Annotated in this window: 19 protein-coding genes; 6 read left to right on the plus strand and 13 right to left on the minus strand. The window is 67.4% G+C overall.

Annotated elements, in window-relative coordinates; all coding sequences use genetic code 11:
- Nucleotides 1-5: 5 nt before the first annotated feature.
- The 9 genes from OP498_RS12985 to OP498_RS13025 form a co-directional block, all read right to left on the minus strand.
- Complete coding sequence (locus OP498_RS12985; protein ID WP_280553800.1) at nt 6-1448, minus strand: folylpolyglutamate synthase/dihydrofolate synthase family protein; 1443 nt, start codon at nt 1446-1448, stop codon at nt 6-8.
- Nucleotides 1449-1457: 9 nt separating this feature from the next.
- Nucleotides 1458-2480, minus strand: a complete 1023-nt coding sequence (accD, locus tag OP498_RS12990; RefSeq protein WP_280553801.1) for an acetyl-CoA carboxylase, carboxyltransferase subunit beta — start codon at nt 2478-2480, stop codon at nt 1458-1460.
- A gap of 78 nt (nt 2481-2558) precedes the next feature.
- Nucleotides 2559-3362: a tryptophan synthase subunit alpha gene (trpA, locus tag OP498_RS12995; RefSeq protein ID WP_280553841.1), complete on the minus strand. Its 804-nt coding sequence runs from the start codon at nt 3360-3362 to the stop codon at nt 2559-2561.
- Nucleotides 3363-3377: 15 nt separating this feature from the next.
- Nucleotides 3378-4592 carry a tryptophan synthase subunit beta gene (trpB, locus tag OP498_RS13000; protein ID WP_280548143.1) on the minus strand — a complete coding sequence of 405 codons (1215 nt, stop codon included), beginning with the start codon at nt 4590-4592 and terminating at the stop codon, nt 3378-3380.
- A gap of 60 nt (nt 4593-4652) precedes the next feature.
- A complete protein-coding gene (locus OP498_RS13005) occupies nt 4653-5291 on the minus strand; it encodes a phosphoribosylanthranilate isomerase (RefSeq protein ID WP_280553802.1) in 639 nt (212 codons plus the stop codon).
- 261 nt (nt 5292-5552) lie between these two features.
- Entirely contained in the window at nt 5553-6470 is a 918-nt protein-coding gene (gene truA, locus OP498_RS13010) for a tRNA pseudouridine(38-40) synthase TruA (RefSeq protein WP_280553803.1), read from the minus strand.
- Nucleotides 6471-6476: 6 nt separating this feature from the next.
- On the minus strand, nt 6477-9272 hold the full coding sequence (locus OP498_RS13015; RefSeq protein WP_280553804.1) for a FimV/HubP family polar landmark protein: 2796 nt from the start codon (nt 9270-9272) through the stop codon (nt 6477-6479).
- A gap of 265 nt (nt 9273-9537) precedes the next feature.
- Nucleotides 9538-10650: an aspartate-semialdehyde dehydrogenase gene (gene asd / locus OP498_RS13020; protein WP_280553805.1), complete on the minus strand. Its 1113-nt coding sequence runs from the start codon at nt 10648-10650 to the stop codon at nt 9538-9540.
- Nucleotides 10651-10794: 144 nt separating this feature from the next.
- A complete protein-coding gene (locus OP498_RS13025; protein WP_280548148.1) occupies nt 10795-11241 on the minus strand; it encodes a universal stress protein in 447 nt (148 codons plus the stop codon).
- Between the two features lie 144 nt (nt 11242-11385).
- Here OP498_RS13025 and slyA point away from each other — a divergent pair, with 144 nt between their 5' ends.
- The 3 genes from slyA to OP498_RS13040 are packed head-to-tail and all read left to right on the plus strand — an operon-like array spanning nt 11386 to nt 14632.
- Complete coding sequence (gene slyA / locus OP498_RS13030; RefSeq protein WP_280548149.1) at nt 11386-11868, plus strand: transcriptional regulator SlyA; 483 nt, start codon at nt 11386-11388, stop codon at nt 11866-11868.
- 3 nt (nt 11869-11871) lie between these two features.
- Entirely contained in the window at nt 11872-13074 is a 1203-nt protein-coding gene (locus tag OP498_RS13035; protein ID WP_280553806.1) for an HlyD family secretion protein, read from the plus strand.
- Nucleotides 13067-14632, plus strand: coding sequence for a DHA2 family efflux MFS transporter permease subunit (locus OP498_RS13040; protein ID WP_280553807.1), 1566 nt, complete (start codon nt 13067-13069; stop codon nt 14630-14632). The genes OP498_RS13035 and OP498_RS13040 overlap by 8 nt, the downstream gene beginning before the upstream one ends.
- Nucleotides 14633-14655: 23 nt before the next feature.
- Here the strand turns inward: OP498_RS13040 and leuB are convergent, their stop codons facing one another.
- The 3 genes from leuB to leuC all read right to left on the minus strand — a co-directional run bounded on the left by leuB (nt 14656) and on the right by leuC (nt 18030).
- Entirely contained in the window at nt 14656-15735 is a 1080-nt protein-coding gene (leuB, locus tag OP498_RS13045; RefSeq protein WP_280553808.1) for a 3-isopropylmalate dehydrogenase, read from the minus strand.
- Between the two features lie 174 nt (nt 15736-15909).
- Complete coding sequence (leuD, locus tag OP498_RS13050) at nt 15910-16563, minus strand: 3-isopropylmalate dehydratase small subunit (RefSeq protein ID WP_280553810.1); 654 nt, start codon at nt 16561-16563, stop codon at nt 15910-15912.
- 3 nt (nt 16564-16566) lie between these two features.
- Entirely contained in the window at nt 16567-18030 is a 1464-nt protein-coding gene (gene leuC, locus OP498_RS13055; protein WP_280553811.1) for a 3-isopropylmalate dehydratase large subunit, read from the minus strand.
- A 457-nt stretch (nt 18031-18487) separates the two neighbouring features.
- On the opposite strand from leuC, the gene OP498_RS13060 reads away from it, so the two are divergent.
- Together OP498_RS13060 and OP498_RS13065 are read left to right on the plus strand one after the other, a co-directional pair.
- Nucleotides 18488-19381 (plus strand): LysR family transcriptional regulator, encoded by an 894-nt coding sequence (locus OP498_RS13060; RefSeq protein WP_280548531.1) that lies wholly within the window; start codon nt 18488-18490, stop codon nt 19379-19381.
- Nucleotides 19382-19530: 149 nt separating this feature from the next.
- Nucleotides 19531-20859, plus strand: coding sequence for a hypothetical protein (locus OP498_RS13065; protein WP_280553813.1), 1329 nt, complete (start codon nt 19531-19533; stop codon nt 20857-20859).
- A gap of 75 nt (nt 20860-20934) precedes the next feature.
- On the opposite strand, the gene OP498_RS13070 is transcribed toward OP498_RS13065, so the two are convergent.
- A complete protein-coding gene (locus OP498_RS13070) occupies nt 20935-21450 on the minus strand; it encodes a zinc ribbon-containing protein (protein WP_280553814.1) in 516 nt (171 codons plus the stop codon).
- Nucleotides 21451-21687: 237 nt separating this feature from the next.
- Here OP498_RS13070 and leuS point away from each other — a divergent pair, with 237 nt between their 5' ends.
- Nucleotides 21688-24282: a leucine--tRNA ligase gene (leuS, locus tag OP498_RS13075; RefSeq protein ID WP_280553815.1), complete on the plus strand. Its 2595-nt coding sequence runs from the start codon at nt 21688-21690 to the stop codon at nt 24280-24282.
- The last annotated feature ends 14 nt before the right edge of the window (nt 24283-24296 follow it).

Genomic DNA, 24296 nt, shown 5'->3' on the forward strand with positions numbered 1-24296 from the left:
GTATTTCATCTCGCTCCCTCGTCGATGAGCGTATCTTCCCCTGCAGTCTGATCCGATGCCTTGCTCGCCGCCAGCCACCATTCCAGCACCTCGGCCACGGTGAAGAAGGAGCCGCAGACCAGCACCCGATCCTCGGGTGCGAGCCGAGCCGCCAGCCACTCGGCCGCCTCGACCGGCGAGCTGCCGCGATGCCACACCTCACCGCCGTGGCGGGCCAGGCGCTCGGCCAGGTCATCCGCCGTGCGGGCACGCTCCCCCGCGAGGCTCACCGGCACCCAGGCATCCACCACCGGCGACAGGACGGCGATCACGCCATCGGCATCCTTGTCGGCGAGCATGCCCAGCAGGGCGATGGTGCGTCCCGTGCAGGGGCGCGCCGTCAGGCGCTGGGCCAGATAGCCGGCGGCATGGGGGTTGTGGCCGACATCCAGGCACCACTGTCCCAGCCACTGCAGGCGCCCCGGCAGATGCACACCGGCAAGAGCGCGGCGACAAGCGTCCGCGTCCAGATCGACACCGACCAGGCTCAGGGCCTGCAGGGCCGTGGCGGCATTGTCCAGGGGTAGGCCCGGGTCGGGGAGATCGGTGAGCGTTTTGGGGTCAGACCCCGGATGAGGGGGTCGCTGCTGGAAAAGTGCACCATGCTGGACCTGGCGACTTGGCTGGGGTCTGACCCCAAAAGGGCCACTTGACTGGGGTCTGCCCCCAAAAAGGCTCCGAAAGCTCCGGAAGCGCCAGCCTTCACCTTCTCCCTCACGGCAGAACGACTCATCCAGGGCATAAATGGCGGCGCCGAGTTCGCTAGCCACCTGGCGCACGCTGTCCGGCAGCGTCGTGCTGCCCAGCACCGCAGGCCGACCGGCACGCAGGATGCCAGCCTTCTCGCGGCCGATGCCCTGCAGGTCGGTGCCGAGGAAGGCGGCGTGGTCCTGGGCCACGGTGGTGATCACCGCCACGTCCGGGTCGATGATGTTGACCGCATCCAGCCGGCCGCCGAGACCGACCTCGAGGATCGCCAGGTCCGCTCGCCCTCGGGCGATGGCCCACAGCGCCCCCAGGGTACCCACCTCGAAGTAGGTCAGGCTGACGGGCTCGCCCGCCAGACGCGCCGCCTCCACCGCCTCGAAGCCAGCGATCAGCGTCGCGTCATCGGTCTCCTGGCCGTCGAGACGCAGGCGTTCGTTGTAGCGCAGCAGGTGGGGCGAGGTGTAGGTCGCTGTGGGGAGACCATGGGCCCGGGCCAGTGCCTCGAGCATGGCCACGGTCGACCCCTTGCCGTTGGTACCGGCCACGGTGATGACCCGGCCGGCAAGGGGAGCATCGAACAGGCCCATGCGACGCGCGACCTCGGCCACACGCTCGAGGCCGAGGTCGATGCCGACCGGGTGGGCCGCCTCCAGCCGCGCCAGCCAGGCCGGAAGCGTATCGGGAAGGGCGTGATCGCTCATGCCGATCGATCAGCGCGCCGGATCGGGGCGCTCGCCGGCCTGCTCGACATCGCTGTCGACCTCCGGCTCGGCGGCCGACGACGGGCCGGTCATCGCCAGGCCCTCTTCGTGCTCGGCCTGCTCGGCCGCCTGGACGAGATCGGGCTCGTCGCCGACGTCAGCGCCCTGCCCGGCCACCGGCCAGTGGCTGAGCTTGCGCAGCACGCCGCCCAGTCGCTCGCGCATCTCGCCACGCGGCACGATCATGTCCACGGTGCCGTGCTCGAGCAGGAACTCGCTGCGCTGGAAGCCTTCCGGCAGCTGCTCGCGGACCGTCTGCTCGATGACCCGGGGCCCGGCGAAGCCGATCAGCGCATTGGGCTCGGCCACGTTGAGGTCGCCGAGCATCGCCAGGGACGCCGAGACACCCCCGAAAACCGGATCGGTCAGCACCGAGATGTAGGGCACGCCGGCCTGCTTGAGCTTCTCCAGGGCCGCCGAGGTCTTGGCCATCTGCATCAGCGAGAAGAGCGCCTCCTGCATCCGTGCGCCGCCGGAGGCGGAGAAGCAGATCAGCGGGATACCCTCCTCCAGGGCAACGGTCGCGGCACGCACGAACTTCTCCCCCACCACGGCCCCCATGGAGCCACCCATGAAGGTGAACTCGAAGGCCACCACCACCACCGGCAGCCCCTCCAGGGAGCCGCGCATGGCGATCAGCGCATCCTTCTCGCCGGTCTCCTTCTGGGCCGCCGCCAGGCGGTCCTTGTACTTCTTGGAGTCGCGAAACTTGAGGCGATCCACCGGCTCGAGGTTGGCAGCGATCTCTTCGCGGCCCTCCTTGTCCAGGAACCAGTCCAGCCGCTTGCGGGCGGTCAGCCGCAGATGGTGGTCGCACTTGGGGCAGACGTTATGGTGCTTCTCCAGCTCGGGGAGATAGAGCACCGCCTCGCACTTGGGACACTTGCGCCACAGGCCATCAGGCACGCTCGCCCGGCGATCCTTGCGCTGGATGCGGCCCACCGAGGGCACGATCTTGTCTAGCCAGCTCATGTCAGAAACACTTCCGTATAGGCTGATGCCCCCGGCGGCGCCGGGGGCAGGGTCGATTCGGTTGGCGACGGGCGCGGATCAGGCGTCCAGGGCCTGGCGCATCTCCCCCAGTACCGCCTTCAGGGCGGCCGGGATCGCCTCGGGACGCTCCGCATTCTCGGCGATGCGGTTGACCAGCGCCGAGCCGACGACCACGCCATCGGCCACCTTGCCCACCTCGGCGGCGGAGGACCCGTCGCGGATGCCGAAGCCCACGCACAGCGGCAGGTCGGTCAGCTCGCGCAGCGGCGCCAGGTGCTCGGCCACGTCCTCGGCATTGAGGGTCGCCGAGCCGGTCACGCCCTTCAGCGAAACATAGTAGATGTAGCCCTCGCCGTGGGCACATATTGTAGCGGCCCGGGCGCGAGAGGTGGTAGGGGCGACGAGGAAGATCGAGGCCAGCCCGCGGGACTTGAGCAGCGGCCCCACCTCGTCGGCCTCCTCGGGCGGCATGTCGACGATCAGCACGCCGTCGACGCCGGCCTCGGCGGCCTGATCGGCGAAGGCCGCAAGGCCGATGCGCTCCACCGGATTGAGGTAGCCCATCAGCACCACCGGGGTCTCGCCGTCGGTCTGGCGGAACTCGCGCACCATCTCGAACAGGTGGGAGAGTCGCACGCCGTGCCTGAGGGCGCGCTCGCAGGCCTTCTGGATCACCGGCCCATCGGCCATGGGGTCCGAGAACGGCACCCCCAGTTCGATGATGTCGGCCCCGGCTTCCACCAGGGCGTGCATGAAGCCGACGGTATGCGCGGGTGCCGGGTCACCGGCGGTGATGTAGGGAATCAGCGCGCGGCGGCCCTCGGCCTTGAGCGCGGCGAAGCGTTGGTCGATACGATTCATGGTCTGGGCCGTCATCTAGAATTCGATCCCGTCGATCTTTGCCACGGTCATGATGTCCTTGTCACCGCGGCCGGAGAGGTTGATCACGATGTTCTGGTCGGGACGCATGGTGGGGGCCAGCACCTTGGCATAGGCCAGGGCATGGGCGGACTCCAGGGCCGGCATGATGCCCTCGACGCGGGTCAGCTCGCGGAAGGCCTCGAGGACCTCCGTGTCGTTGGCGGCGACATAGTTGACCCGGCCCACGTCCTTCCACAGCGCATGCTCGGGACCGACGCCGGGGTAGTCCAGGCCCGCCGAGATGGAGTGGGTGTCGGAGACCTGCCCTCCCTCATCTGACATCAGGTAGGTACGGTTGCCGTGCAGCACGCCGCGGGGCGCGCCGGAGGCCAGGGGCGCGGCATGGCGGCCGGTCTCGACGCCATCGCCACCGGCCTCGACGCCGTACATGGCGACGTCGTCATCCTCGACGAACGGATAGAAGAGGCCCATGGCATTGGAGCCACCGCCCACGCAGGCGATCAGCGCATCGGGCAGCTTGCCGAACTCCACGAAGGACTGCTCACGCGCCTCGCGCCCGGCCACCGCATTGAAGTCGCGCACCAGCATCGGATAGGGATGCGGCCCGGCCACGGTGCCGATGATATAGAAGGTGTCGTCGACATTGGTCACCCAGTCGCGCAGCGCCTCGTTCATGGCGTCCTTCAACGTACGGGTACCGGACTCCACCGGGATGACGTTGGCCCCCAGCAGGCGCATGCGGTAGACGTTGAGCTTCTGGCGCTGCACGTCCTCGGCGCCCATGTAGACCTCGCACTTTAGCCCCAGCCGCGCTGCCACGGTGGCCGTCGCCACGCCGTGCTGGCCGGCGCCGGTCTCGGCGATGACCCGCGGCTTGCCGCTCTTCTTGGCGAGCAGCGCCTGGCCGATGGTGTTGTTCACCTTGTGGGCGCCGGTGTGGTTGAGGTCCTCGCGCTTGAGCCAGATCTGTGCCCCGCCGAGCTGCTTCGACCATCGCTCGGCATGGTAGAGCGGTGACGGGCGGCCCACGTAATGGGCCAGGTCATAGTCGAATTCCGCCTGGAAGGCCGGGTCGTCGCGAAGACTCAGGTAGGTCTTCTCCAGCTCATCCAGGGCGAAGCTCAGGGTCTCCGAGACGAACCGACCGCCGTAGGCGCCGAAATGGCCGCGGGCATCCGGCAGTCGGGTCAGGTCACTGAACTTGCTCACGAAAGACACCTCATAGGGTCGCCAGAAGGGGTGTAGGGGAAACGGGGTGAAGCGAACGGGTCAAGCGCCGCAACGCGCGTCATCGGCCCGGCGCACGGCCCGCTGGAAAGCCGCCATGCGCGCGGCATCCTTGACGCCGGGGGCGGCCTCGATGCCGCCGGAAACATCCACGGCGAAGGGGGCCACGGCCGCGATCGCCTCGGCCACATTGTCCGGCGTCAGGCCTCCGGCGAGGATAACAGGTTTTGCCAGGCTTGCGGGGATTCGCGACCAGTCGAAGGTCTCGCCGGTGCCTCCCGGCACGCCCGGCCGGTAGGCGTCCAGCAGCAGCGCCCGCGCCCCGCCGTAGGCCTCGGCGGCGGCGTGGAGATCGAGGCCATCGCGCATGCGCAATGCCTTGATCCAGGGGCGGCCGGCGGCCATGCAGGCCGCGGGGGACTCGTCGCCATGGAACTGCAGCAGGTCCAGGTGCTCGGCGCAGCGTGCCACCAGTGCCGGAGCCGGGTCGACGAAGAGACCGACCCGGGTGACGAAGGCCGGCACCCTGGCGCAGAGCTCGGCCAGCCTCTCCGCATCGATGGCACGCTTGCTGCCCGGCCAGAGCACGAAGCCCAGGGCATCGGCACCCGCGGCCACGGCGGCATCGACATCCTCGGGACGGGTCAGGCCGCAGAACTTGATGCGGGTACGCAGGGGCATGGGAGTAACCTCTTCTGGTGGAGGGACAGAGAGCTCGGCGTAGCCCTTGGGGTCTGACCCCCAGCTTGTTGAGTGCTCAGTGATATCAAAGGGTTGGTGCAATATGTGGCAGCGGGGTCAGACCCCAGGGGCGCGGCACCGTGCTCGAATGAGGCGCAAACACCTTCGAACATGCCGATATCGTCACGTCATTCGTGGGGAGCCCCCAAGGGCTACGCTGCACTCTCGGCTCCCTCTACATCAAGCATAAGACCGAGGCTATTAAACGTGCTCACCTGCCGCTACAGGCATGCCGCGGCGAAACTCGACCATCGGGCAGTCGGGCAACGGCCGCTCGCCGGTCCACTCGCCGAGGAAGGCCAGCAGATTGGGGCCCAGCGGTTCGCGGGGCAGCCCCCACGCCTCGTCGTAGAGTGAGTCGACGAAGTGCAGACCACAGGCCGGGGCAGTCACGTCGCCGAGCCGCCGGTCCTTCAGGGCCATCAGCTCGGTCAGGTAGTCGTCGCCACGCTCGCCGCGCCCCACCGTGACCAGGGCACCGACGATATTGCGGACCATGTGGTGCAGGAAGGCATTGCCCTGGACGTCGACGACCACCAGCGGGCCGTGACGGTGTACCTCGATGAAGTGGAGGTGGCGCCAGGGGGTCTTCGACTGACAGCCGGCGGCACGGAAGCTCGAGAAGTCATGCTCACCCACCAGCGCCTGGGCGGCGCGATGCATGGCCTCGGCATCCAGGGGGTCGCGACACCAGGTGGCGTAGGCCCGCTCCAGCACCGGGCGGCTCGGCTGGTTGAGAATCACGTACCGGTAGCGCCGAGCCAGGGCCTTGAAGCGGGAGTGGAAGCTGTCGGGGACCGGCTTTATCCAGCGAACCGCGACATCCCGGGGCAGGTTGGCATTGACGCCGAACACCCAGGCCTTCTGCGAACGAGGCACCGGGGCATCGAAATGGATGATCTGGCGGGTGGCATGGACACCGGAATCGGTGCGACCGCTGGCATGCACGGTGATGAACTGGTTCGCCACCTTGGCCAGCGCCGCCTCCACTGCCGCCTGCACCGAGGGGGCATGCCTGAGGCGCTGCCAGCCGCAGTAGGCGCTGCCGTCGTACTCCACCCCCATGGCCAGGCGGCCGGTCAGGGGATGGTGGTCATCGAGGGATCGGAAAAGGGTCATTCGGCCTCATGGCGGGGTTTGGTCCAGCAATTCGCGGGCCCCCTGTCGGGTATCCGGGTCGTCGGACTCGTCGATCAGGCTCTCGAGCAGCGCACGGGCCTGGCCGGCCTCGCCGGCGTCCAGCAGGCGCCGCGCCTCGGCCAGGGTCGAGGTAGAGGAAGCCACCGCGGAAAAGTGGGCATTATCCCGCGACAGCGGCGGGAAGGCCACCTCCTCGACGTCCCACTCCTCGGGCATGTCGCGCTCGGCCCTGATGCCAGGCATGGCATCCGTTGCCTCGCGGCCTCCGCCAGCGGACGAGGTGAACTCCACGCTGGGCTGCATGGGCGTCTCCTCGCGGGGCGCCGGGCGCTCCTCCAGGGTCGGGGGACGATAGTCGATGATCTCGCGTCCATTATCCGCCTGGTGGGTGGCCAGAGGCTCTGCCGGCAATTCATCGGCCCCTTTGGGCTCCTGCTCGGGCAAAACCTCGTCGAGCGCCTCGCCATCCGGATCGGACGACGCGGCGGCATCCGGCCAAGGGGCCTCAGCCTCCTGCGGCTCCGGTTGCGGATCTGGCTCCAGCTCGGGCGGACGATAGCGCGCCAGCGGATCGGCCGGCTCTCCGGCCGAGGCTGCTGCGTCGGGCACCGCCTGGCTAGCCGACGCCTCCTTCGGCACCTCGCCGGAGGGGGTGTCGCGTGCTTCCTTCGGTGCCTCAACCGAGGGGGTGTCACGAGAAGGCGCTTCGTCCGTCGCGGCGTCGTCCTGGGCGTGCGGGTCGTCAGGCGCGTCGGGGTCATCGAAGCGCCGCGGGGGAAGCTCGTCGGCCTTGGGGAAGATGGCCCGGTCGGCCGGCGTATCCGCCACGGGCGCTGCCGCAGGGGCGGCCGGGGCGTTGCGGACATGGCGCTCCATCAGCTGGGCGACCTGGGCCTGGACATCCGGGTCCCCACCCGCGCGCAGCTGCTCGGCCTGGCGCGCTGCCGCCGCATGATCGCCCTGCTCCAGCTGCACCCGCAGCAGTTTGAGCCTCAGGTCATCACGGCCGGGCTCCCGTGCCAGGCTGGACTCCAGCAGTTCACGCGCCTGGTCGTAGCGCCCGTAGGCGATGAAGATGTCGGCCTCGTTGATCGCCTCGGCTTCGGGCATGGACTCGCGCACCGGCGCCGCCCTGTCGTCGCCGTGGACATCGGCCTCCTGCGCCTGGGGGCCGCCCGGCACCACCACGCCACTGGCCGCCGGGTCCACCGGGCGCGCCTCGTTGAACACCGGCGCCGGCTCGCTCTCCTCGCGGCGGCGGCGGCGCACCAGGGCCCACAGCGCCAGCAGCAGTGCCAGCCCGGCGCCGCCCAGCATCAGGTTGCGGTCGGTACCGCCCTGGTAGAGCGCGCCCCACCAGGACGCCTGCCGGGCAGGTTCCGGCTCGCTGCCGGGGGCCACCACGCCACCGCTGCCCGGGGCATCTGCGCCCTGCCCGCCGGCACTTATCGCGGCCAGCTGGTCACGCATGGCGTCCAGCTCCTCGCGAAGGTCACCGAGCTGGGACTGCAGCTCGTCACGCTCGCTGCGAACCGCCTCCAGGGCCTGGCGATTCTCGAGCCAACGCGCCTCGAGGCGCAGCAGCCGCTGGTCCTCGGTCAGCTCGCCGCCACCCTGGATCAGCGCCAGCACCTCGGGGTCGATAAACGGCCCCTCCCCTGTGGCACCCGAAGGCATGGCCAGCGAGGCTGCGGCAGCCTCCTCCCCCGGCGGCGTCCCGGCGGACGACTCAGCCTCCTGCTGATCCGAGACGCCGTCGATCGGCACCCCGCCCTCGGCGGCCACCTGGGCATCGCTGAGCAGCGTCAGCCGCTGCCCCTCCGCGCTGGTCGCGTCCTCGCCACTGGGGGCGGCATCGCTGGATGCCGCCTCGACCGCCTCTGGCGGCACCTCGTCCGCAGGCTCCGCCGAGGCCCCCTGCTGTGCCGGGGCGCTGGCCACGGCCGATGCCGGGGCGTCGGAGGGACCGCCCAGTGCCACTCGCGCCGGCGCACCGCTGCCGCGATTGGCCCAGGCCTGGTTCATGGCCTGGACGACACGGTCGGCCTCGGCGGAGGCGCGTGCCGCGATGGCCTCGCGGGACGGCACCACCAGCGTAAAGCCGGCCCGCATGGCGTTGATGTTGCCGGAAGGAAAGACCTCCGGGTTGGCCTCCACCAGGGCGACCATCATCTGGTTCATGCTGATGCCGCTACCCGGCCTCAGCCGGCCGGCCACCGCCCAGAGGGTGTCGCCGCTGCGCACCCAGGCGGGGTTGCCCGCGCCCGCGTCGGAGGTGCGGGCCAGCGGGCGGGAGGAGGATTCTGCCGCCGGGGCAGACGCGCGAGGCGCGGAAACGGCTTCCCGCGGCGCGGTCGAGGACGCCGCGACCAGGGCCGGGAGCTGGTCATAGTCCGGCGGATCGAGCAGCAGGGTCACTTCCCGCAGCTGCTGGCCACCCGGCCAGTCGAAGCGCAGCAGCAGATCGACCCAGGGCTCACGCACGGCCCGCTCGGTGGTCAGGTCGACAATCAGGCGCCCCTGCCGTCGTGTCACGTCCATCTTCACGCTGGCCGCCAGCGGGGTACGGGGCAGGCCGGCCGCCGAGAAGGCGCGCTCATCGGCCACCGAGACATTGAGCAGATCGGCCTGCAGGCCGCTGCTGTCCGTCAAGGGGATGCTCGCCCGCAGCGGCGCATTGAGCGTCGAGGTGACCTCGGCCTCCCCCAGGCCGAGGGCCAGCGCCAGCGGGCTGGCGGCGGAGAGCGAAAGCAGCATGGCGAGTGTCAGCTTGCGTTTCATCGGGTTCCCTTGCGTCGTTCCACTGCGCCCCGCCGAGCCCCGGCGGCGGCCTGGTAGTATTTTCTTAGTGATTATGGTGACTATGTATCACATTCCCTGCGCCGGCGCCCTCCCGGATCATCACCGGCCATCGTACTCGCAACATAAGCCATTGATCGCTAAACGCGCGAATCCTGGCTGACCAACGCCCAACGACCAACGGAAAGCGGGACGCCACATGGGCGTCCCGCTTTCGTTCATGCGGTCATGGGCAACCGCACGTGGCTTACTGCTCGCGCAGGATCTTCAGCATCCGCTTGAGCGGCTCGGCCGCCCCCCACAGCAGCTGGTCACCGACGCTGAAGGCGGAGAGATACTCGCCGCCCATGGCCAGCTTGCGCAGGCGACCCACCGGCACGCTCAGGGTGCCGGTGGCGGCAGCGGGCGTCAGGCCATCGATGGTGGCGTCCTTGTCGTTGGCAATCACCTTGACCCACTCGTTGTGGCGGGCCAGGCGATCCTCGATCTCGTCGATCGGGACGTCCTTCTTGAGCTTGATGGTGAAGGCCTGGCTATGAGAGCGCATGGCACCGATGCGCACGCAGAGCCCATCGATGGGAATCGGGTTGTCCTGGAGGCCGAGAATCTTGTTGGTCTCCACGGAGCCCTTCCACTCCTCCTTGCTCTGGCCATTGTCCATGGGCTTGTCGATCCAGGGCAGCAGACTGCCGGCCAACGGGGCACCGAAGTTGTCGGTGGGGAAGTCGCCCGAGCGCATCGCCGCCGTGACCTTGCGATCGATGTCGAGGATGGCGCTGGCCGGATCGGCGAGCTCGTCGGCCACGCTGTCACGCAGGCTACCCATCTGGTTGAGCAGTTCGCGCATGTGCTTGGCGCCGGAGCCGGAGGCGGCCTGATAGGTCATGGAGGTCATCCACTCGATCATATCCGCCTCGAAGAGGCCGCCGAGGCCCATCAGCATCAGGCTGACGGTGCAGTTACCGCCGACGAAGGTCTTGGCGCCCTTCGCCAGCTGGGCATCGATGACGTGGCGGTTGACCGGGTCGAGGACGATGGTGCCCTCGTCCGCCATGCGCAGGGTGCTGGCGGCATCGATCCAGTAGCCCTTCCAGCCACCCTGACGCAGATCGCCGTAGACCTTCTCGGTGTACTCGCCGCCCTGGCAGGTCACGATCACGTCCAGTGCCTTGAGGGCTTCCAGGTCGAAGGCATCCTTGAGCGGAGGCACGTCGACGCCGATGGCGGGACCGTCCTGGCCGACCTGGGAGGTCGTGAAGAAGATCGGCTCGATGCCCTTGAAATCGCCATCCTCGAGCATCCGCTGCATCAGCACGGAACCCACCATGCCACGCCAACCGACAAAACCGACTTTCAACATGTGAAGCCCTCCAGAAATCGAATGTGGCAGACATTATACAGAAAGCCGCGCCGAGCGCCGAGCGCTGGGGCACAGGGGTCAGACCCCGAGTGACGCAGCGGCTTAAGGGTCTGGCCCAAAATTAAAATTAGGGCGCGCAGCGCATCAAGCGGGCCTCGTGCCCGAAACGGCCACCAACAAGCTGCATGGCGTGTGGGCAAGCAGCGAGGCGCCGACGGAGCCACGCCACCACCGGGCCAGCGCCGTCTGTTCGCGGTGACCGACCACGATCAGATCCGCGCCGACCTCAAGGGCCATTCGGCCGATCTCCTCGGCCGGGTTGCCCATGCTGATACGCGTTTCCACGGACAGTCCCGCCCGCCGCAATCCTTCAGCGCCTTCCGTCAGTACGCGGTGCACTTCCTGATATTCACGCTCCGGCAAGTCTTCCGAGGCTGCCACCGCTTCAGCGAGTGCGACACCCAGCTCATGGGCGACGACGGCGAGGAGATAGACACGGGCCCGGCAAAGCGAGGCCAGCTCGGCCCCCTGAGCCAGCGCCTCACGGCCTTGCTGGCTGCCGTCATAGGCCAGGAGGATCGTCTGGTACATGTGCGGTTCTCCTTCAATAAGCGCCATGAGGGGCCTTCCCGGGCAGGCTGCGGACAGAACAGGCGGCGGGGCTTGATCCTGCCTCTAGACATTTATTAGCTAGCTACCTATCATAATAACAAAGGAAACCATTCAGGCAATAAAATGAAGCGGTCTCTCAACGATCAGGAACAATTCGGCCTCCACCTCGGGCTGGTCGCCCGGTTATGGCGCGCCGAGATCGACCGGCGGCTGGCCGCCTTCGGCCTCACCGACTCCCGCTGGTTGACACTGTTGCAACTCTCTAGGCTGCCCCATGCGGCAACCCAGCGCGAATTGGCCGAGGCGGTCGGGGTGCGGGGGCCGACCCTTGTGCGCACGCTGGACCGACTTGAAGCCGAGGGGCTGATCGAACGCCGAACAGAAGCTGCCGACCGCCGCACCAAATCGGTTCACCTGCGCGCGAAGGCCACTCCCATTCTGGAACAAATCGAAGCAACCACAGCGGCGGTTCGCGCGGAAATCCTCTCCGACATATCCCCTGCGGAGGTGACGACCTGTCTGAAGGTCTTCGAGAAGATCGCCGGCAAGCTGGGTGGCGCGGAAACGGCGATGCAGCTTACGCATGAAATCCCGATAGACAGGTGAGCCATGGACCAGCGAGTGAACCGCCCGGAGCGCCAGAGCGACGATCCGGAAATCAATCTACGCACGGCCCCCGACAAGGAGACGCAAGCTGCGTCAGAGGCGGTTTCCCCGCCTGGCCGCGCCCGGCCACGGCGACTGCGACTGCGACTGTATGGTGCGATCCTGGCGGCGCTGATCGTTATCGGGGCCGGCGGCTGGTGGCTTTGGCAACAGTTTACCCATGTCTTTGTCACGGATGCCCGCGTTGCAGCCGACATCGTCGCCATAAGCAGCCGGGTGCCCGGCTGGGTCACCGCCGTTGACGTCATTGCGGGCGATGCCGTTCACAAAGGGGACGTGCTGGTCCGGATCGACGAGCGGGAGAGCCACCTGCGCGCTCAGGAACTTGACGCGCAACTGGCAGGCGTCGCCCGCCGCCGGGAGGAAATTGAAGCCCGCATCGTACTCACCGACCATCAGACACAAAGCCGTATTACCGCCAGACAGGCAGCGGTAAGGGCTGCGGAAGCGGCGCTGGCCGCAGCAAAGGCGCAACGCAATCTGGCGAAAACGGAGAACGCCCGGGCCGAAAAACTGGCGCCAGGCGGAGCGATCACCCGCGCGTATCTGGACCAGACGCGGGCGGCACTGGAAACAGCCAGGCAACAGGTGTTGAGCGCCCAGGCAGGGCTGGAGAGTGCTCGCGCCGCCGTTGCCGAGGCCGAGGCCGCACGCGGGGAACTCGCGGTGCTCCAGCGCCAGTTGGCCGAGCTCGGTCCGGAAGAACAGCGGCTGCGCGCACAAAGGGAGCGTGCGGCCCTCGATCTCGAAGACCGCACTATCCTCATGCCATTCGACGGCGTCGTGGACCAGACCTTCATCGACGAGGGTGAATACGTCACGCCCGGCCAGCGTCTGCTGATGATTCACGATCCCGACCACGTGCGCGTCGAGGCGAATATCAAGGAGACCGACATCCGCTTCTTCCGGCCCGGAAAGACGGTGACGATCACTGTCGATGCCCTGCCGGGGCGGCGCTTCGAGGGCACGGTCACGCGGGTGGGCCAGGCTGCCACCAGCGAATTCGCGCTGCTGCCCAACCCCAACCCGAGCGGCAACTTCACCAAGATCACCCAGCGCCTGCCGGTACGCATCGCCGTGCAGCAGGACGACGGCGAACTCAAGCCCGGCATGATGGTTGAGGTAGAGGCCACTACCGGTGACTGACGCGCCGCACCCGGACAGTATCGAGGGGCTGTTCGCCCGCTTCGGCCCGGCGTATCGCTGGCTGGTTACGGGAACGGTCATGATGGGCACGATCGCCACCATCCTGACCGCGACCATCGTCAACGTGGCCCTGCCCGACATCATGGGTGCCTTCGGTATGGGCCAGGACAAGGCGCAGCTTCTGTCCACAGGCTTCCTTGCCGCGATGACCGGGACCATGCTGCTGAACGCCTGGATGGTCGATACGCTCGGCCAGCGCTTGACGTTCATGCTGGCGGTGACGGTTTTCATCGCCGCCTCCGTGATGGGCGGGCTGGCGCCGGCGGGAGGGGTGCTGATCCTGGCCCGCGTGCTGCAAGGCGCCGCCGCCGGTATCCTCCAGCCACTCGCCATGCAGACGATCTTCCAGGTCTTCCCGCCGGAAAAGCGCGGCTCGGCCATGGGCATCTATGGCATCGGCGTGGTCCTGGCCCCGGCGCTCGGCCCCACGCTGGGCGGCATCATGGTGGACAACTTCAGCTGGCGCTATGTGTTCTTCATGGCCGTGCCATTCGGCGTTGTTGGCCTGTTCCTTGCTACCATCTTCATGCCGGGGCGGTCGACTTCGGGACCGGCGCGCAAATTCGACTGGATCGGTTTCGGGCTGATGACGGTGTTCCTCGTGACCCTGCTCAACGGCCTGTCGAATGGACAGCGTGATGGATGGTTCTCCGATCCCATCCTGCGCGACTTCGCCGTCGCCTTGATCTCGGGCATCGGCTTCATCGCCTGGGAACTGTACACGCCCTCGCCCATGCTCAACCTCAAGCTCTTCACCAACCGGGTCTATGCGGGCGCCTCTGTCGTGGCCTTCATTTTCGGGGCCGGGATCTTCGGCTCGACCTTCCTGATTCCGCTGTTCGTGCAGACGATTCAGGGCTATACGCCGACCCGTTCCGGCCTGCTGCTGATGCCGGCGGGGCTGATCCTGGGGCTCGTCTTCCCGATCGCAGGAAGACTGACCGACAAAACGCCGGCCTATGCAACGGTCATGTTCGGCCTGATACTCTTCGCGTTATCGTCGTTTCTGATGACCGGCGTCGATACCGGCACGTCCTTCTGGCTGTTTGCGTGGTGGATCATGCTGGGCCGGATCGGACTTGGTTTCATCATGCCGAGCCTGAACGCCGGCGCCCTCAAGGCGCTCCCCATGACGCTACTCGGCCAGGGCTCCGGCGCGATCAACTTCGTGCGCCAGCTCGGTGGGGCGTTTGGCGTCAACCTGCTTTCCATCGCTCTGGAACGACGGTCCCAGCTCTACGTAGACAGCTTCACGGCGGCACAGCACGCCGGCAACAGCACAACCACCGGCTTGCTGCGCGATGTAACCGGCTTGCTCGCGCAGGCCGGTGTGCCGGAAGCGATTCGCCAGGCCGGGGCGATGAACTATCTCGGCCGCATGATCTACAGCCAGGGCAACATGTTGGGCTATCGCGACAGCTTCTTTATTGTCGGTGCGTTTTTTCTGGCTGCCCTTGTTCCGGCGCTGATGATGCGCCAGAGGGGCCGTGGGCCCTGAATAGTTATCATTGAAATTAGACGTCAGAGCGCCTCGAAGGCCGCCAGCACGGCATCGCCCATCTCGGCAGTGGAGATGGTGCGCGTGCCCTCGGAGGCAATATCGGCGGTTCTCAGGCCGTCGTCCAGCACCTTGCCCACGGCCGCCTCGATGCGCTCGGCCAGGGCCGGCTCGTCCAGGGAGTAGCGCAGCATCATGGCCACCGAGAGGATGGTGGCGAGCGGGTTGGCGATGCCCTGACCGGCGATGTCCGGCGCGCTGCCGTGGCAGGGCTCGTACATGCCCTGACCGCTCTCGTTGAGGGAAGCGGAAGGCAGCATACCGATGGAGCCGGTGAGCATGGCGGCGGCGTCCGAGAGGATATCGCCGAACATGTTGCCGGTGACCACCACGTCGAACTGCTTGGGGGCACGCACCAGCTGCATGGCGGCGTTGTCGACGTACAGGTGGGAGAGCTCGACGTCCGGATACTCCGGCGCCAGGCGCTCCATCACCTCGCGCCACAGAATGGTGACCTCGAGCACATTGGCCTTGTCGACGCTGCACAGCTTCTTGCCGCGCTTCTGCGCCATCTCGAAGGCCACGCGACCGATGCGCTCGATCTCGCTCTCGGAATAGACGTAGGTGTTGAACCCCACCCGCTCGCCGTTACGCTCCTCGATGCCGCGCGGCTGGCCGAAGTAGATGCCACCGGTGAGCTCGCGCACGATCATGATATCCAGGCCGGCCACCAGCTCGGGCTTGAGGCTCGAGGCAGAGGCCAGCTGGGGATAGGTGATGGCCGGGCGCAGGTTGCCGAACAGGCCCAGCTGCTTGCGCACGCCGAGCAGCCCCTTTTCCGGGCGCTTGCCGAGATCCTCGATCTTGTCCCACTGGGGACCACCCACGGCGCCCAGCAGGATGGCACGGGCCGCCCTGGCCTTCTCGAGGGTCTCGGCGGGCAGCGGCTCGCCGTGGGCGTCATAGGCGGCACCACCCAGCAGTCCCTCCTCGACCTCGACGTCGAGGCCACGGGCCTGGCAGGCCACCAGGATGCGGCTGGCCTGGGCGGTGATCTCGGGACCGATGCCGTCGCCCGGCAGTACCAGAATCTTCTGTGTCATCTTCGCTTCCTTGTATTGCCGCCCCACCAATCGGGGCTTCCCCGGCGACAAGCCTTCGAGGAGGCGCTGTGAATACCTCCCTGTACGCTACCGACGCCATCCCTGGCGTAGGACCTCCTCTTCGGGTTGTCCCCGGCGCCCCTCGCCATGGCAAGGGCAGCCAGATCTATGTCATCAGGCCTGGGCGCTGTCGCGGAACAGCCAGGGGCGCGCGGCGCGGTGCTTCGCCTCGAAGTCGCGGATGGCGTCCTCGTCCTTCAGGGTGATGCCGATGTCATCGAGCCCCTCCAGCAGGCACTGCTTGCGGAAGGCGTCCACCTCGAACGCGATGATCTCGCCGAAGGGCGTGATCACCCGCTGGTTCTCCAGGTCCACGTCGAGCCGGTAGCCCTCGTTGGCCTCGACCTCGGCGAACAGGCGGTCCACGGTCTCCTCGGGCAGGGGCACCAGCAACAGGCCGTTCTTGAAGGCGTTGTTGTAGAAGATGTCGGCAAAGCTCGGCGCAATCACCACGCGGAAGCCGAAGTCTTCCAGGGCCCAGGGCGCGTGCTCGCGCGAGCTGCCGCAACCGAAGTTGCGACGGGTCAGGAGCACGCTGGCCCCCTGGTAGCGGGGCTGGTTGAGCACGAAGTCGGGGTTGACCGGGCGCTGCGAGACATCCTGGCCGGGCTCGCCCTCGTCGAGGTAGCGCAGCTCGTCGAAGAGGTTGACGCCGAAGCCGGTGCGCTTGATCGACTTCAGAAACTGCTTGGGAATGATCAGGTCGGTGTCGACGTTGGCCCGGTCGAGCGGTGCGACGAGACCTTCGGTGCGTTCGAACTTCTTCATGGTTCAGGCCTCCTGTGCCTGGGCATCGTCATTGGCGGCACCGTTGTTTCCCAGCCCCCTCACATCCACGAAGTGGCCAGCGATCGCCGCGGCCGCGGCCATGGCCGGGCTGACCAGGTGGGTGCGCCCGCCGAACCCCTGGCGACCCTCGAAGTTGCGGTTGGAGGTGGAAGCACAGTGCTCGCCGGCTCCCAGCTTGTCGGCGTTCATGGCCAGGCACATGGAACAGCCCGGCTCGCGCCACTCGAAGCCCGCCTCGATGAACACCTTGTCGAGGCCCTCCGCCTCGGCCTGGCGCTTCACCAGGCCGGAGCCCGGCACCACCATGGCCAGCTGGATCGAGTCGGCCACCTTCTTGCCGCGCGCCACCTTGGCCGCCTCGCGCAGGTCCTCGATGCGCGAGTTGGTGCAGGAGCCGATGAAGACCTTGTCGAGGCGGATATCGGTGATCTTCTGCTTCGGTGCCAGCCCCATGTACTCCAGGGCCCGGGTGTAGCCACGCTGCATGGTCTCGTCGCCGGCCTCGGCCGGATCTGGCACCTCGCCGGAGATGCCGGTGACCATCTCGGGGCTGGTGCCCCAGGAGACCTGCGGCTCGATCTCGGCGGCATCCAGGGTCACCACCTTGTCAAAGGCGGCGTCGGCATCGGAGACCAGGTTGCGCCAGTTGGCCACTGCGGCGTCCCACTGCTCGCCCTTGGGGGCGTAGTGGCGGTCATGCAGATAATCAATGGTGGTGTCGTCCACGGCGATCAGCCCGACCCTGGCCCCCGCCTCGATGGCCATGTTGCAGACGGTCATCCGGCCTTCCATGGAAAGCTCGCGGATGGCGCTGCCGGCGAACTCGATGGCATAGCCGGTACCGCCGGCCGTGCCGATCCGGCCGATGATCGCCAGCACGATATCCTTGGCGGTGACGCCGGTGCCGAGTTCGCCCTCGACGCGCACCTGCATGTTCTTCATCTTCTGGGCCAGCAGGCACTGGGTGGCGAGCACGTGCTCCACCTCGGAGGTGCCGATGCCGTGGGCCAAGGCGGCGAAGGCGCCGTGGGTGGCGGTATGGGAGTCGCCGCAGACCACGGTCATGCCCGGCAGGGTGGCGCCCTGCTCCGGACCCACCACGTGGACGATGCCCTGGCGCGGGTCGTTGATCTTGAACTCCTCAATGCCGAACTCGACGCAGTTGTCGTCGAGGGTCTGCACCTGGATCAGTGACACCGGGTCCTTGATGCCGGCGTTGCCCTCAGCGCGTTCCTTGAGGGTGGTGGGCACGTTGTGGTCCGGGGTAGCCAGGTTGGCATCGATGCGCCATGGCCTGCGCCCCGCCAGGCGCAGCCCCTCGAAGGCCTGGGGAGACGTCACCTCGTGGAGCAGTTGGCGGTCGATGTAGATCAGCGCGGTGCCGTCACCACGCTCCTTGACGAGGTGCTGCGACCACAGCTTGTCGTAGAGTGTCTGGCCTGCCATAGCTTTCTCCCGGGCTCGATGGCCCTTGATGTCATGTCCGGTCTCGGAATTGCACCACCACCGCGGCTTTGCGGGGAGCAGACCTCCAAGGAGGCGCTGTGAATACTTCCCTGTACGCTACCGATGCCCTGCTTCGCTATTGCGTCCCGCTTCGCTTGCAGGGCCGGTGCTGGCCATCCATGGCCAGCCCGTTCGGAGCAATGCTACTCACCCCTGGCATAGGACCTCCTTTCCGGTCTACCCCCCGACGCCGCTCAGCCATGCAGTGACTATTGATCGTGGCTTTTGGGGCGTTGGCCGCTTGGCCGCTTGGCCGCTTGGCCGCTTGGCCGCTTGGCCGCTTGGCCGCTTGGCCGCTTGGCATCCAGTTTCCCGCCCCTCGCCCATAAAATCAATTCATGTTATTTATGGATTGGATTCCTTTAAGGAATCTGAAATCATCGCCACGGGGGTGCCCATGGATACGCAGAGCCTGCAGGCCTTTCTCGCCGTGGCCGACAGCGGCAGCTTCTCCCGCGCCGCCGAGCAGCTGCATCTCACTCAGCCGGCGGTCAGCAAGCGCATCGCGGTGCTGGAGGGGCAGATCGACGCCCGGCTGTTCGACCGCATCGGCCGGCGCGTGAGCCTCACCGAGGCCGGCCGGGTACTGCTGCCCCGGGCGCGACAGATCCTGGTGATGGTCGACGACAGCCGCCGCGCGCTGGGCAACCTCGAGGGTAGCGTGGCCGGCAGCCTCACCCTGGCCACCAGCCACCATATCGGCCTGCACCGGCTGCCGCCGCTGCTCAAGGCCTATACCCGCGAGCACCCCGACGTGCGACTCGACCTCCACTTCCTGGATTCCGAGCTGGCCTATCAGGGGGTACTGGACGGCGAGCTGGAGCTCGCCGTGGTGACCCTCGCCCCGCACCCGGATCCGCAGCTCGAGGTGGTGCCGGTGTGGGTCGACCGGCTGTGCTTCGTCTGCGGACCGGACCACCCCCTGGCCGGGCGAGGCCGGCTGGGACTGCACGAGCTCTGCACCTTCGATGCGGTGCTGCCGGGCCCGCTGACCTTCACCCGCGGGCTGATCGAGTCGCGTTTCGCCTCGGCCGGGCTCGAACTTCCGGTGGCGCTCTCCACCAACTACCTGGAAACACTGAAGATGATGACCGCCATCGGCCTGGGCTGGAGCCTGCTGCCGGAGCGCATGGTGGCCGGCGAGCTGCACGAGCTGGACGTCGACCACCCGCCCATCCATCGCCCGCTGGGCTACCTGGTGCATCGCAGCCGTACCCGTTCCAACCCCGCCCGGGCCATGCTGGCCCAGCTCGACGCCGTCCGCGAACCGGGGGCCAAGGAATGGGACTGACGCATCAGGCCATCGCAGCCCACCGTCGCTGCGCGACGGATCGCGAAGCAAGTCGAGACGTCGAACCGTTCACTCCCACAGAGAACACGGGGACAGCAGCGAGGCGAATTGTTTAGACTGCTCACTATTTGCAAGAGGATCCCCGTTCCGTGTCCGACACTCCCGCGGCGACCATCGTCCCCCGCCACGCCCTGGCCGGCGGGCTGGTCTTGGCCGGCCTGACCCTGCAGATCGCGCAGTTCACCGGCATGCTGCCGCTGGCACATGCGGTGAGCTACTGCCTGTGGCTGGCAACGGCCCTGCTGTGGGTCGATATTCCTCGGCGCACGCGACGCCAGGCGGGGTTACTGGCTGCCATCGGCCTGGGGCTGCTGGTGCTGGCCCGCATCTGGCACGAGGCCAGGATCGACTGGCCGGGAATCCTCGACGGCAATACCTACGTGGTCGCCATGCTGGTCGGGGTCAGCTTCATCGGCCTGATCGGCAATCTGCGTGGCCGGTCACGCCCAGCGGGCAAGGCCCTGACCGGCGCCCGCGGCATGCTGGGCACCTGGCTGGGCGTCCACCTGCTCGGCTCGATCCTCAACCTCTCCACGGTGTTCATGGTCGGTGATCGTCTGGAGCGGCGTGGTCCGCTCTCCACGCCCCAGCTGCTGGGTCTCAACCGGGGCCTCTCCAGTGCCGCGCTCTGGTCGCCCTTCTTCGCCTCCATGGGGGTGGTGATGACCCTGGCGCCAGCGATGCACTACGCCACGATTCTCGCCTTCGGGCTGCCACTGGCCATGGCCGCGGGGATGCTCACCGTCGGCGAGCTCTCACACCGCTTCGAACTGGCCGACACCGCCGGCTTCTCGCTGTCGCCGCGCAGCCTGCTGATGCCGGTGAGCATGGCGGCCCTGGTGATGCTCTTCCACTACATCATCACGCCCAGGCTCTCCATCGTCAGCATCATCACTTTCCTGCTACCGGGCGTGGCGCTGCTCTCCAACCTGCCCCACGGGCCGCGCTGGACACTGCACCGGGTCCATCAGCACACCCTCACCCGACTGCCGGCCATGCGCGGCGAGATCTCGCTGTTCCTCTGCGCGGGGCTGCTGACCCAGGGGCTCTCGACGTTCATCGACGCCGCCACGGACAGCGCCTGGACGCTCTTCGGCCAGTTCGGCCCGCTGGAGGCCATCGCCAGCTTCCTGGCCATCGTCGTCAGTGCCGTGGCCGGCCTACATCCCATCATCGGTGTCTCGGTGCTTGCCTCGATGCTCGACCTGGACGCCGGACGCCAGACCCTGTTCGCCTTCGTGGCCCTGGCCTCCTGGGCGGTGGGTACCAGCGTCGGCCCCCTCTCGGGTATCAACCTCTCGCTGCAGGGTCGCTATGGCGTCAGCGGGACGACGATGATGCGCCACAACCTCGGCTATGCCGCCATCATGACGCTGCTGGTGGTGGGTGCCATTCTAGTGATGGAAGCAAGCCTTTAAGGCATAGGAGAGGCCGCCCTGTGGGAGCGATCGCTTGCGTCGCGATCCGCCGCGCAGCGGCGGCGATCCGGCAGATTACTTCGGCGCACGCACGAAATAGCGATGGCCACACTGGTGACAGGGCTCGATGCGGGTCACCCCTTCCAGCTCGACGATGGCATCGCAGTGCACGCAGGCCATGCGCCCGGGGGCGGCCATCTCGCCGGCGACGTAGTCGGCGCGTGACGCCTCCAGGTCATCCTCGAGCTGTTCCCGCTCGATCACGCTGCGATCGGCAATGGAAAGCAGCGAATCCACCACCTTGCGTGACAACATGGAGAGATCGATGCCCAGCCAGGCGGCCACGCCCTCGCCGCCGGCGCCCAGGTAGCGACGCATCTCCTTGAGGTCGCGCTCGACCCAGGCACGCAGCAGCGACAGCTCGTCCTTGGTGAACTCCTCCAGCTCTGCCTCGAACTCCACCGCATCATCGAGCTCCTGCTGCAGGTTCTCCCAGGTCAGCTCCTCGGCCCCTTCGCGTAGCCGGTCGAGCATGCGCTCGTAGCCCTCGCGAAGGCGGTGTTCCTGGTGCGGGTCCTTGTGCTCGCTCATGCTGATCTCCTCGTATCGCGATTGGGGCGTGCCGGCCGGGCGGCGCTGCCCCGTAGCCGCCGGCCGCCGTGCTGGGGTATCCTAGCGGTCAGCCAGATATGCCATTTAGACGACATCCCGCCGGAAATTCAATGGTTTCGCGCCGCCACGGCGCCGGATCTTGACGCCGGACAAGGGCCGCTGACATGCGCAGCGCCACGCCGCTGCGCTCGACTTTCAAGGTACCCGAAGAGAGCGATGGACGCACAGTACAAGCCCCACGAGACCGAACGCGACGCCCAGCAGTTCTGGGACGAGAACCAGTGCTTCAAGGCGGTGGAAGACGCCAGCCGCGAGAAGTTCTACTGCCTGTCGATGTTCCCCTACCCCAGCGGCAAGCTGCACATGGGGCATGTGCGCAACTACACCATCGGCGATGTGGTCTCCCGCTACCAGCGCATGCAGGGCAAGAACGTCATGCAGCCCATGGGCTGGGACGCCTTCGGCATGCCGGCGGAGAACGCCGCGATCCAGAATCGGGTACCGCCGGCGAAGTGGACCTACGACAACATCGACTACATGCGCCGCCAGCTCAAGGCGCTGGGCTTCGCCTACGACTGGAGCCGCGAGTTCGCGACCTGCGATGTCGACTACTACCGCTGGGAACAGTGGTTCTTCACCCAGCTGGTGGAGAAGGGCCTGGTCTACAAGAAGATGTCCACCGTCAACTGGGACCCGGTCGACCAGACGGTGCTGGCCAACGAACAGGTGATCGAAGGCCGCGGCTGGCGCTCCGGCGCCCAGGTGGAGCGCAAGGAGATCCCGCTGTGGTTCCTCAAGATCACCGACTACGCCGAGGAACTGCTGGCCGACCTGGAGCGCATCGACTGGCCCGAGCAGGTCAAGACCATGCAGCGCAACTGGATCGGCAAGTCGCGTGGCATCGAACTCACCTTTGACATCAAGCCCGCCGAGGGCTCCGGCCTCGAGGCCGTCCAGGGTCCGCTCGCGGTCTATACCACGCGTCCCGACACCCTGATGGGCGTCACCTACATGGCCGTGGCCGCCGACCATCCGCTGGCCAAGCAGGCCGCCGAGCGCACCGCGGCGCTGGCCGACTTCTGTGCCGAGTGTGCCCGCGGCGGCACCTCGGAAGCCGAGCTGGCCACCCGCGAGAAGAAGGGCATGCCGACCGGCCATGTGGCGGTGCATCCCCTCACTGGCCGCGAGGTCCCGGTCTACGTGGCCAACTTCGTGCTGATGGAGTTCGGCACTGGCGCCGTCATGGCGGTGCCCGGCCACGACCAGCGCGACTGGGAGTTCGCCACCAGGTACGGGCTGCCCATCGAGCCGGTGATCGCCGACGAGAACGGCCAGGCGCCGGACCTCTCCCAGGGCGCCCATGATGACTATGGCGTGCTGATCCACTCCGGCGAGTTCGACGGCCTGGCCTTCGAAGCGGCGTTTGACGCCATCGCCAAGCGCCTCGAAGCACTCGGCCGCGGCGTGGTGAAGACCAACTTCCGCCTGCGCGACTGGGGCGTGGCTCGCCAGCGCTACTGGGGTGCGCCGATCCCGGTCAAGTACGGCCCCGAGGGCCAGACCGTGCCGCTCACCGACGAGGAGCTGCCGGTAGCCCTGCCCATGGAGGTCACCGTCGACGCCACCGGCTCGCCGCTCAAGCGCATGCCGGAATTCTATGACCTCGGCGACGGCTGGACGCGCGAGACCGACACCTTCGACACCTTCATGGAGTCCTCCTGGTACTTCGCGCGCTTCTGCTGCGCCGACAACATGGAGGCGATGCTCGATGAGCGGGTCGACTACTGGCTGCCGGTGGACCTCTACATCGGCGGTATCGAGCACGCCATCCTTCACCTGCTCTACGCTCGCTTCTTCACCAAGCTGATGCGCGACCTGGGGCTGGTGAAGAGCGACGAACCCTTCCAGCGCCTGCTCACCCAGGGCATGGTGATCGCCGAGACTTACTCCCGCCCCACCCATAACGGTGGCAAGGAATGGTTCAACCCCGCCGATGTCGAGGTCAAGCGCGACGAGAAGGGACGCCCGATCAGCGCCGTGCTGGCAAGCGACGGCCAGCCGGTGGAAATGGGCGGCATCGAGAAGATGTCCAAGTCCAAGAACAACGGCGTCGACCCGCAATCGATGATCGACCGCTTCGGCGCCGACACCGTGCGCCTGTTCATGATGTTCGCCGCCCCGCCGGAGCAGTCCCTGGAGTGGTCCGACGCCGGCGTCGAGGGGGCCAGCCGCTTCCTCAAGCGCCTGTGGCGCCTGGTCAGCGAGCACCTCGCAGCCGGCGAGCCCGGCACGCTCGACCTCGGCGCGCTGGACGACGCGCAACGCGAGTTGCGCCGCAAGACCCACGAGACCATCAAGAAGGCCGGCGACGACATCGGCCGGCGCACCACCTTCAACACCGCCATCGCCGCGGTGATGGAGCTGACCAACGCCCTCTCGAAGTTCGAGGACACCTCGCCCCAGGGGCTGACCGTGGCCCGCGAGGCAGTAGAAGCCTGCGTGCTGCTGCTCGCGCCGATCACGCCCCACGCCTGCCACACCCTCTGGCAGGAACTGGGCCATGACGAGCCGGCGATCGATGCCCGCTGGCCACAGGTCGACGAGTCGGCCCTGGAGCGCGACAGCATCGAGCTGGTGGTGCAGGTCAACGGCAAGTTGCGTGCCCGCATCGAAGTCGAGGCCTCCGCGGCTAAAGATGCCATCGAGGCCCAGGCGCTGGCGGCGGAGAACGTGCAGCGCCACACCGACGGCAAGACGATCCGCAAGGTGATCGTGGTGCCCGGCAAGCTGGTCAACATCGTGGTGGGCTGAACGCCGCACCCTGA

Origin of the sequence: Halomonas sp. 25-S5 (assembly GCF_029889845.1) — a bacterium.
Classification (GTDB): domain Bacteria; phylum Pseudomonadota; class Gammaproteobacteria; order Pseudomonadales; family Halomonadaceae; genus Halomonas.

Bases quoted from the DNA above. Each gene is read 5' to 3' on its own strand.
- trpA (WP_280553841.1), bottom strand. From the start codon at position 3,362: ATGAATCGTATCGACCAACGCTTCGCCGCGCTCAAGGCCGAGGGCCGC.
- leuC (WP_280553811.1), bottom strand. From the start codon at position 18,030: ATGGCAGGCCAGACACTCTACGACAAGCTGTGGTCGCAGCACCTCGTC.
- leuD (WP_280553810.1), bottom strand. From the start codon at position 16,563: ATGAAGAAGTTCGAACGCACCGAAGGTCTCGTCGCACCGCTCGACCGG.
- OP498_RS13035 (WP_280553806.1), top strand. From the start codon at position 11,872: ATGGACCAGCGAGTGAACCGCCCGGAGCGCCAGAGCGACGATCCGGAA.
- leuS (WP_280553815.1), top strand. From the start codon at position 21,688: ATGGACGCACAGTACAAGCCCCACGAGACCGAACGCGACGCCCAGCAG.
- OP498_RS12985 (WP_280553800.1), bottom strand. From the start codon at position 1,448: ATGAGCGATCACGCCCTTCCCGATACGCTTCCGGCCTGGCTGGCGCGG.
- slyA (WP_280548149.1), top strand. From the start codon at position 11,386: ATGAAGCGGTCTCTCAACGATCAGGAACAATTCGGCCTCCACCTCGGG.
- asd (WP_280553805.1), bottom strand. From the start codon at position 10,650: ATGTTGAAAGTCGGTTTTGTCGGTTGGCGTGGCATGGTGGGTTCCGTG.
- OP498_RS13070 (WP_280553814.1), bottom strand. From the start codon at position 21,450: ATGAGCGAGCACAAGGACCCGCACCAGGAACACCGCCTTCGCGAGGGC.
- OP498_RS13060 (WP_280548531.1), top strand. From the start codon at position 18,488: ATGGATACGCAGAGCCTGCAGGCCTTTCTCGCCGTGGCCGACAGCGGC.
- leuB (WP_280553808.1), bottom strand. From the start codon at position 15,735: ATGACACAGAAGATTCTGGTACTGCCGGGCGACGGCATCGGTCCCGAG.
- OP498_RS13025 (WP_280548148.1), bottom strand. From the start codon at position 11,241: ATGTACCAGACGATCCTCCTGGCCTATGACGGCAGCCAGCAAGGCCGT.
- OP498_RS13015 (WP_280553804.1), bottom strand. From the start codon at position 9,272: ATGAAACGCAAGCTGACACTCGCCATGCTGCTTTCGCTCTCCGCCGCC.
- OP498_RS13005 (WP_280553802.1), bottom strand. From the start codon at position 5,291: ATGCCCCTGCGTACCCGCATCAAGTTCTGCGGCCTGACCCGTCCCGAG.
- truA (WP_280553803.1), bottom strand. From the start codon at position 6,470: ATGACCCTTTTCCGATCCCTCGATGACCACCATCCCCTGACCGGCCGC.
- accD (WP_280553801.1), bottom strand. From the start codon at position 2,480: ATGAGCTGGCTAGACAAGATCGTGCCCTCGGTGGGCCGCATCCAGCGC.